Raw genomic sequence first — 10,557 nt, 5'->3', positions numbered from 1 at the left:
TGTACCCATGGCTGATAAACATGCACGTTTACCCCAACCACATAGGCACCATATAAGTTGAAATTGGAGTAGGCGGGTGGCAGGTTATATGATTCAGTCCATTGTCCGTTGCTGAGATATACAAAGCTTTGATTGGAGAGATCATAGTAGGCTTCAATATCAGGGAAATAGTAGTAGCGTACACCTTGGTAGTAATCTGGAGCCCAAGCGGGATTGGTGTATTGCACGGATTGAGGTAGGGGAGCAGTTATCACACAACCATCTAGCGAGATGAAAATCATCAACACAAAGAGGGTTATTCCAATCTTTTTTAGCGTTTTCATTGCAGTGTTATTTATTACTGAACCGTGCCACCAAATTATTAACCTTGCCGGTTGGTAAATTAGCTTAGCGCGGAATCCTTACACATACTATCAAAACTTATGCCGTAAACTTAAAGTAGTTTTTAAGTTACTCATATTTAGAATATTTACCAAATTTGCAGAACTATCGCAAACTTGGTTTTTTCAAAAAACGAATCATACCATGATTTGAGTAACATGCACTAGAGGCACATTGCTTATGGCTTTTTTAAATGCTTATTTACCATGGAAATTAAAAGTTCTTGATTTATTGGTTTGCTTATAAAATCGGAGCACCCGCTGGCCATAATTTCAATCCGGTCTTGAGCGCTAGCGTATGCCGTTTGAGCAATTATTGGCAAATCGGGTAAGAGTGCTCGTATATGCTTTGTGGCTTCAATACCATTCATTACCGGCATCTTTATATCCATAAGCACTAAATCGACATGCTTGTTGGATTGGCAAATCTCGACTGCCTCCATCCCATTTTTGGCATCAACTATGGTTAGATTAAGCTTTGCAAGCATTACTTTTAAAAGAAGAGTATTGGAAGCTTCATCCTCGGCAATCAATATGGTCTGTTTTGGATTCTTAACATTCATCTTGGATGGTGAAACGGCTATTATTTCAGTAAGGGTATTTGCCTCACCTTTTTTATAAGGAATTGTAAAATAAAAAGTTGAACCGACTCCCAGTTCTGAAGTAAACCAGATTTCGCCTCCTAGCATCTTTACATATGCTTTGGCTATCGACAGCCCAAGCCCAGTACCACGATATAGGTGCGACGAAGAGGTATCGTTCTTCTGAAAGTTTTTGAATACTTCTTCATACAACTCTTTTGGAATTCCAACCCCTGTATCTTTCACGTAGAACTCTAGGAATGCATCCTTGACCCTAAAGCCAAAATCGATGCCTCCTTGGGGGGTAAATTTCAGGGCATTATTAATTAGTTTCGAAAGTGTTTGAATGAGTTTTGATTCATCAGTAATAATGCTGATATTACTTTCAGGTAAAATCGGCCCAAGTGTAAGGGTAACAAGCTGTTCTTGGGCTTTGGGTAAGAACTGCTCATAAAGACGGCTCAACATTACGCTTAGATCTATCTCCCTTTCGGAAATAATTTCTTGACCAGTTTGGATGGTGGAAATGGATATAATGTCAGATACAATTGAATGCAGCTGAGTTCCGCTCTGTTCTATTATTTTAGCGAAATAATTTCTTTTTTCAGGGGTCAAATCGGAGTCACTTAGGAATCGAGAAAAACCTATAATTACATTCAGTGGTGTTCGAATCTCGTGAGAGATATTCTGCAGGAATGCTGTTTTTAACTGGTCGCTCTCCTCTGCTTTTTCTTTGGCTTTAAAAAGTTCAAGTTCTGCCTCTTTTCTTTCTGTGAGATCTTGCATCGCACCAATCACGCGAATTGGTTTTCCTTTTTTATCTCGAAGCTTATATGCCCTGTCGAGCACCCAAGCATACGTACCATCTTTTCGCTGATACCTGTATTCGTCTTCCCAATAATCATCATCAGAGGTAAAGAATTGGTGAACTTTTTCAAATGATCGTTGTCTGTCGTCGGGGTGAACTTTGCTGACTGTATCGCTATCGGTATATTCTAAAGGTTCATCAATCCATCCAAAAATAGTTTGAAAATTATCGCTGTGCCATTGCTTGTTTGTTATTAAATCACGCTCCCAGACAGCATCTTTGGTGGCTTTGGCGGCAAGCCGAAATCGTTCCTCGCTTTGAGCGAGTAGAGCCTGATCACTAATCATTTGGGTGATGTCATTTGCAACATAAATGGTTGCTATGCGCTTGGAATGCTCTTCATATAGTGGGGCAGTAGAAAGATGAATAGTAAACTCTTGGCCGTTCCTCCCCGTGGTGAGCAATTCACCTTCCCAGCCATCTGCTTGGGAGGAATTTATTAGTTCACCTAAAATCTCCTCACTGTTTTTTGATGAGAAAACCGTGAAGACCGACTTTCCTATTAATTCAGATTCCTTATAGCCATACTTATCCAAGAAGACCTGATTTACAAATAGAAATTTGTTTTCTAAGTCCGTGACACAAACCAATAAGTTTACGCCCTTCAAGGCTAAGGCAATCAATTGAATCTTATTTTCGACTGCGTTGTTCTGCGATGTCCCGAAATCTTGGTCGTTTTTTTTGCTTTTCCTTTTAAAGAGGATGTAAGCCAACATTAACGATATCAAAATCAGCAAAAACGTTACTATGAGTTCACGGAGTTGGAATGAACGCCAAGTGGTTGAATCAAATTCTAAACCAAAAACTGCAACCGTTTTTCCGGTTGATTTATCAACAATAGGAACTAGGACGCTTTTCCATGAACTCCAGCCACTTGAATGATAACCATATATTTGGGCAGCTCCGTTTTTGAATGTTTGAATTCCAACTAAAGCCGCTTCACGGGGTTCTGTATTAATGCGTGGTGTGCCTGCTTTAGAATCGGCTAAGATGAATGCCTTTCCATTTTTCATGGTGTAGATATATGCAGTTCTTGCTCCTTTGTTTATATCTACAACTTCAACTAAACTATTCTCTATTGTTTTATATGATTGCTCTTGTGTTAGGTTGTTGGCCTCATTCAATTTTAATATTTCATCTGCGGGCATCGATGCGACAACAGACTTCGCAAGATGAATCCATCTTTCATTGTTCTCCGCTATATGATTATTAATTGAGGAATTGATTAGCCATATGCATAATGAGGTAAAAAACAGCAATGCTATTCCTCTCTGAAACTTTATCCTTTGATTATTTGCTGGCATAGTATGTTGTGGCGGTTATAACGTGCAAATAAAAGGAATAAAGGTTTCCTTTACAACATCAGAGTGAAGCTTCCCCAAGGAATCCATCAAAACCAAAGATAATCATTGGCTTTTATTCCACTGCAGGTAGTGTAAAGAAGAAAGTACTTCCTTTTCCAACTTCACTTTCAACCCAGATAGCACCACCGTGCTTATCCACAAACTCCTTGCAGAGCAAAAGACCTAAACCGGTACCTTTTTCGCCAGAGGTTCCCAGCTTACTAGCATTAGTGTCAATGCGGAATATTTTTTCAACCTCTTCCGGCTTAATGCCAACACCATTATCGGAGACAGATACTTGAACTGCACCGTCGAGCTCAATGGCTCTAATATTTATAACTCCTTCGGGCCGAGTAAACTTAATAGCGTTGCTGATTAGGTTCCGCAAAATGGCATTTATCATATAGGCATCTGCAATTGCCACACTTGGTGAAATAATCTCTTGCAACAGGGTAATGTTTTTTGAAGTTGCTGTCGGTCCTAGAAAGGCTACAATTTGATTTGCAACTTCCCCAATATCGATTACCTCTGGGTTAAACTCCATTCTGTTTTGCTGATTTCGTGCCCAGTCTAACAAGTTTTCTAGCAGTTTGAATGTTTGTTGGGTGTTGGAGTTTAAGTTTTTAAGAATGGTTTCGGTCTTGTCGGCCTGAATGTTGCGGAAATTTTTCAACAACAACTCCGTTCCGGCAAGGAGTGTGCTAAGCGGGTTCTTGAGGTCATGCGCAATAATGGAGAAGAATTTATCTTTAGTAGCATTGAGTTCTATCAGTTCTTGATTCTGGTTTTGAATTATTTTTTCACTTTTCTTGCGTTCTGTTATGTCCGAAGCAACTCCAATTAGGGCTATGGGTACCCCATTGGTGTCGTGTACCAATGAGGTTGAGAGGTGCACTGGAAATTCTTCACCATTCTTCCTTCTATTTATCAGCTCACCTTCCCATTTCCCCTGCATAGTTGATGGGAGAATTTGTTTTGTTAATTCCTCATGGTTGGTCTGCGATCGAATCAAATTAATTTCCGAACCTATCAGTTCATCTATGGCATAGCCGTAGGTTTCCAAAAACGCCTCATTCACAAATATAATTCTATCGTCCATATCGGTAATGCTCACGCACTCAGATATACTTTTCATGGCGTTTGCCAAGAGTCGAATTTCATTTTCAGCTTTGACAATATCCGTAATATCTCTTAGGACCCCGTAAGCACCGATAAATACTCCGAATTGATCAAACTGGGGAACAGCAGTAATGAGTATATTTCGTCGTTCACCACCGCGCTGGATTATTTCAATTTCGTAGCTGTTCCTTTCCCCTTGCTCTCGCGCAGTAGTTTGTTTTTGGATTAACGTAAACTGGTCGTTGCTCACAAACTCCTTGATGCTGCGTCCAATTAACCCTCCACGTTCAACTCCAAAAATGTCCTCTGCAACGGGGTTGGCAAACTCAAACACCTCGTTTTTATCGACAAATCCAATCCCTTCACCAACATTCTCAACCAAGGCCCGATACCGTTCCTCACTTTGGTGAAGCAATTCATCAGCACGTTTTCTTTCGGTGATTTCGTGATTAATGCCCACAATTCCAGTCACGTTTCCATACATATCGCGCAACGGAACCTTTGACCCTAAAAGGAAATGCTCAGCACCATTTTTATCCACTAGAGTGCTTTCGATTTCAAAGATTGGAGTACCTGTTTGTAAAATGAGCTGGTCTTCTCCTTGAGAGTGGCTTGCAACTTCCCGTGAATAAATTGCATTGTCTTCCTTCCCAATGGTGTCTTGTTCAGTAATCATTCCTGCAAGCTTAACCTCCTTGGGGTTTGCTAGAATTTTTTTGCCATCCACATCCTTTACATAAATTGCATCGGGAATTAGGTCAATAACTGTTCTGAACAGCGTTCGTTCGTTTTGAAGAAGTTCTTCTGTTTTTTTCCGTTCGGTTATATCAATGAAGGTCCAAACCCGCCCAATTGGCTCATCGCCTATGATCATGGCTTTGGAAAAACGTTCAAAAACACGGCCGTCTTTGAAGTTGATAATATCGGTGCTTTCTTCGGCAAGGTGGTTGTAGAGATATTTTACCTTTTCAACTAGGGTGTTGGGGTCGGTAAGTTGATTGAGTATAAAGTTGAGCAGTTTCTCATCATTGGCCATTTGGATTAATTCGTCAGAAATTTGCCACATTTCAACAAACCGGTTGTTCGTTTTAACAATTCTGCCATGTAAATCAACAACTAGAATTCCATTGTCGGTAGTTTGCATGATTGCCTCCAGCAATGCCAACGAATTTCTTAAATTCTCCTCCGAACCTCTTCTTTGAGTAATATCTCTTGTTACACCATGAATTCCTTCACATCGTCCCTCCTTACCAAAATAGGGGGTAATTAAAAGTTCACCCCACTTGGTTGATCCATCCTTGCATCTATATTCCAACTCTTGAGTAATAGAAAATGACTTTGACATGGTAGGAGAAGAAAACTGTTCACTACTTAGGCTTTCCTCAAGAATTTTTCTTGCAATGATGGCGGATTCTTGGGTAAATCGGTCTTCAATTGTTTGCTTCAGGTATTCCTCCTCGCTAAATCCGGTAAACTGTGTAATAGAAGGTGATACGTAGATACACATTCCTTTAAAGTCCATGAGCCAAACCACGTCGGTCATTTTTTCGGATAGAAGTTTGTATGTATCATGATTATCAATTGCCTCACTATCTTTCACTTTGCGAGGAGAAGGGTCTTCGTTGATGGGTTTGACTATTTTTTTGAAAATATTTTTCATGGTAGTATAATGTTTTGTCCCTTTACAGAGAGAAAGACAAACTGAATCATCATGATTTTTTGAGCCTCCACTCAATGCAATATATATATATGCTGAAATTACTCATTATGATAAACCAAAAAATCAACAATTTTATTTTGCATCTTGGTAAATTAAGAAAAATATGCAAATGCATGACTATTGTTGAGTTAAAGCAGGGATTCTGTGCTTTATGTTTTGTTACAAATAAGCAATGCAGTGTTCTCGCCAATAGTGTGGTGTTATCAGAAATCAAGGAATCGTTCAAGAGCCGCGAAGGAAGAATAATCGAACTTTACAGGATTGGAGCAAAAATGCTGGTTAAGTTTAGGCTGCTCTAGTTGGCATAAAATATTTCGTGCCACCTTGGTGTAAGGTGAGCAATCCCTAGCAAAAGTGTAATTTTTTCTTGGATGTGGAACAGCCAATACTCTTTTTGTGCAGCGGGTGTATTATTTTTGTATTGGTAAAAAAAAGCCGTTCCGGTTTCCCAAGAACGGCTTTAAAACCAAACCCAACTTTATTTTACCTTTTTACTATACGATAGCTGGAATGCAGGCTACCAAGTTGGATCTGCACTAGGTATGTGCCGCCGCTTCGGTTTTCTAGGTTGGCGGTGGCTTTCCCGTTTGCAATAATACCTTGTGAAACGATAGTTCCGGAAATAGAGACAATCGAGTAGGTTCCATTATCGGCGGAATTGCCGGTGGTAATGTTCACTATGTCTGTTACCGGGTTTGGGTATACGTTAACTTCGGTACTGGTTACTATATCGATCCCAGTTGTTGAGGTTACGGTAACTGTAAAACTTGCAGTTTCGGTATTCCCGGCGGCATCGGTAGCGGTGTAGGTAACGGTGGTAATTCCAACTGGGAACTGCGAGCCAATGGCGTGGTCCGGTGCAAAGTCGGTTACGCCCACGTTGTCGTTGGCGGTAGGCTCAATCCACGAAACGGTTGCATAGCTTTTACCTGCATCGGTATTAATCGATATGTTTGCAGGCACAGCCGATATAACAGGTTTTTCAGTATCATTTACTGTAACTGTAAAACTAGCGGTTTCAGTATTCCCAACATAGTCAGTTGCAGTGTAGGTAACGGTAGTTTCTCCAACTGCGAATTGAGAATCGATAGTGTAATCAGGCATAAAACGCATTACCTCAACATTATCGGTTGCAGTAGGTTCAGTCCACGACACAGTTGCATAATCTTTACCAGCATCGGTGCTAACCAATATATTTGCCGGGATATCTGAAATTACGGGTTTTTCGGTATCGTTAACCGTAACCGTAAAGCTAGCGGTTGCGGTATTTCCATCGGCGTCGGTAGCGGTGTAGGTAACGGTAGTTTCTCCAACTGAGAATAGCAAGCCACTGAAAAGATTGGAAGTAAAGGAGATTACTGCGACATTGTCGTTGGCGGTAGGTTCTACCCACGATACAATTGCATAGTTTTTACCAGCATCGGTGCTCACTGAAATATTTGCAGGAACATTGGATATTGTTGGGTTTTCGGTATCGACAAACGGTGTTACCCCGTTTGATGATGCTGATGGGTCACTTGTTCCTATTCCATTAATGGCAACCACTGTAAAGGTATATGCGATGCCATTGGTCAACCCAGCTACCGTTAATGGGCTTGCAGTTCCTGTTGCCGTTTTGCTACCCGGGCTCGAAGAAGCGATATAGCTGGTTATGGGGTTACCATTAGCATCAGGTGCAGTGAAGCTTATCGTTGCTTTGGCGTTTCCAGCTATGGCAGCTACCTCTGTTGGAGTACTGGGTGCTGCTGCGGGGGTAGTAAAAGTCACTTCGCTACCATAACTTGTACCTACAGCGTTTGTGGCATACGCATTAATGTAGTACTTAGTGAATGGAGTTAAATCGGTAATGGAAGATATAAATGCACCGGTTGTCGTTTTTGCACCCAGTTCTGTTTTCGTTGTAAGATCAACTGTTGGATTAGTTTCTGTACTCCAAACCACACCGTATTGGGTTGGGTTTGCAGTACCTATATCGATGATATTTCCATTTCCTGTTGCAGAGGTTGCCGTAATAGAGGTAACCGCCTGAGTGGTTACCGTTGGCGATTGCACACTGGTCATTATAATAACAGAATTGGAGGAGGATGCAACAGCCATATCTGTTTTACCATCGCCATTAAAATCACCTGTGGCAACGCATGATAAATCAACGCCTAAATCAAGGCAGAACTTAGCGGCGAAAGTACCATCACCATTTCCCTTTAAAACACTTACCGTTCTATCGGTCGTTCCATTAGGAATCGCTAAATCGAGCTTACCATCGCCATTAAAATCGCCCAAGGAAACAGAGATAGGATTGGTACCTGCCGGATAATCTACTTTAGCCATAAAAGTACCATCACCATTACCCATAAGTATGCTTACCGAAGCGTTATTATAATTAGAGCTAGCTAAGTCGGCCTTACCATCGGCGTTAAAGTCACCAATAACAACACCTGAAGGATTAGAACCTACCGGATAAGTCGTTTCAGCTGCAAACCCACCGCCACCATTGCCTATGAATATACCAACATTAGAGCTAAGAAAATTCGCCACCACTATATCGGATTGACCATCACCATTGAAATCGCCCACTGCAATCGAGTATGGGCTGGTATAACTACCGGTTGGATAATCGGTTTTTGCGGCAAATGTGCCATCACCATTCCCTTTTAAGACACTTATCGATTGGCCCTTATAATTTGCCGTAGCTATATCTACCTTACCATCGCCGTCGAAATCGCCCACCGCAACAAAGTTTGGATATTCACCCACCGCAAAATCGGTTTTGGCAGAAAAAGTACCATCACCAATACCTAGAAATATGCTAACACTGTTCAATTCCCAATTTGCGCTAACCAAATCGATTTTACCATCGCCGTTAAAATCGCCAGTGCTTACAAATCTTGAACCTGATTCTATAGCCAAATCTGAGGCAGGTGTGAACGTGCCATTTCCATTTCCCAGCAATATATCTATATGATCCGAGTATAAATTCGCAACAGCCATATCGGGCTTAGAATCTCCATTAAAGTCACCGACTGTAATGCATTGAGGATTAATGAATCCAGCTAATGTAGTGCTGGCGTAGGTGAGCTTGAGGTTAGGGGTATTGGTAACATCGAAAACCGGAGTGCTACTCGTGTTTGATTGAGCCACGAAACCTCCTGTTTCAATAGAAATTGGAACTACCGAACCTGCTCCTGAAGGAACCGTTACGGTAAGAGAACTCTCAGACGCTGCGCTTACAGTTGCTTTTACCGCACCAAAGTAAACAATATTATTGCCGGCAGTTGTGCTAAATCCAGACCCGGTGATGGTTACGGTTGTTCCAACCGGACCGCTCGTTGGTGTAATGGAGGTTATTACCAGTGCCGAAATGGGTGTTACTGACGCAGTGGACACTGATGGGGCGCTATTCCCAAAGACATTCGATGCAACAACCGTAAATGTATATGGTCGAAAAGCGTCTAATCCCATAACAACAATTGGGCTTGCCGTACCGGTTGCTACTATGCTCCCGGGGGTTGAAGTTACAGTATACTGTGTGATGGGGCTACCTCCATCGGATGTGGGAACGGTAAAGGAGACAATTGCTTTTAAATTACCAGCTACTGCCGAAACGTTTGTGGGGGTTCCGGGAGCAGAGGGTACAACAAAACCGGTTACCCAGTTTGATGTATTACCCGTGAGCAAACTAAAGTTCGTAAGCGTGCCAGTATAGTGGTTGGAGGTTATATCGGTTAGTGTGGTTATAGCTGAATTTGCTCCACTTGCTGTTCCCTGATTGAAGTTGTAGTAGGCAATTAATCCGCTTTCGGTGCCTACTAGCTCTGTTTTCATCGTTGCATTAATCTCGGTAGAGGTAAGGGATTTATTCCAGATACGAACTTCATCCATTTTACCCGAATAGGGATTTGATATGCTAAAGGCACCAATTTCACCTGTAGTAAAGTTGGCAACTGGCATCGATGGAGCATTATAGCTACCGCTCTCTACGCTGTTAAGATAGAATACTATTTTTTTAGCGACACCATCGTAGGTTACCGCAATATGTTGCCACCTATTGATGTTTATTGCTGCCGACATTACCGGCCAATCGTTATCGGTTTCGGCCATATTTAATCCATTTACCGCTAATGAAACCTTACCGTTAAAGAGGCGAAAGTAAACCGTTCCGGCTACCCATCCATCGGTGGTTACCAACATCATCCTCGTGGAGATAGTTTCAGGATTTATCCACGCTTCAATGGTGAAGCTGTTCAGGTTGGTTCCCACGGAAGGAATGGCAACGTAATCGTTGGTTCCATCGAAGTGCAGGGCGTTGTTCTGCGAAAATGCCCGGAGCATGGTTGCAAGGCATATAAAAAAAATGAGTAAAAGTTTTTTAGTCATACTGAAAACGTTTAGATCGTGTGTTTATGATTGGTTAGTATTTCCAAAGCAGTGTTTGTTTACTAAATTTTTACCAAATAAAATACTTGTCTATATGGTAAATATTTCCAATGTAAAGCTAAGTATAAGGTGGAGAAGTTCATTTATCCAGTCATACAAAGTGGCGTATGCT

Annotated in this window: 4 protein-coding genes; all 4 read right to left on the bottom strand. The window is 41.5% G+C overall.

The genetic code is table 11. The features are described 5' to 3' along the window. The coding region (locus tag VMW01_07640; protein ID HUW06118.1) for a hypothetical protein at positions 1-323 on the bottom strand (323 nt) is incomplete at its 3' end. 236 nt (positions 324-559) lie between these two features. Continuing rightward, complete coding sequence (locus VMW01_07635) at positions 560-3,088, bottom strand: PAS domain S-box protein (GenBank protein HUW06117.1); 2,529 nt, start codon at positions 3,086-3,088, stop codon at positions 560-562. Between the two features lie 157 nt (positions 3,089-3,245). Next, positions 3,246-5,951 carry a PAS domain S-box protein gene (locus VMW01_07630; GenBank protein HUW06116.1) on the bottom strand — a complete coding sequence of 902 codons (2,706 nt, stop codon included), beginning with the start codon at positions 5,949-5,951 and terminating at the stop codon, positions 3,246-3,248. A gap of 543 nt (positions 5,952-6,494) precedes the next feature. Continuing rightward, positions 6,495-10,385 carry an FG-GAP-like repeat-containing protein gene (locus VMW01_07625; GenBank protein ID HUW06115.1) on the bottom strand — a complete coding sequence of 1,297 codons (3,891 nt, stop codon included), beginning with the start codon at positions 10,383-10,385 and terminating at the stop codon, positions 6,495-6,497. Positions 10,386-10,557: the final 172 nt, after the last annotated feature.

The organism is Williamwhitmania sp., from assembly GCA_035529935.1.
Classification (GTDB): Bacteria; Bacteroidota; Bacteroidia; order Bacteroidales; family Williamwhitmaniaceae; genus Williamwhitmania.
The sequence above is the reverse complement of the archived record's forward strand: the minus strand, read 5'-3'. Positions and strand labels throughout refer to the sequence as shown.

Bases quoted from the DNA above. Each gene is read 5' to 3' on its own strand.
- VMW01_07625 (HUW06115.1), bottom strand. From the start codon at position 10,385: ATGACTAAAAAACTTTTACTCATTTTTTTTATATGCCTTGCAACCATG.
- VMW01_07630 (HUW06116.1), bottom strand. From the start codon at position 5,951: ATGAAAAATATTTTCAAAAAAATAGTCAAACCCATCAACGAAGACCCT.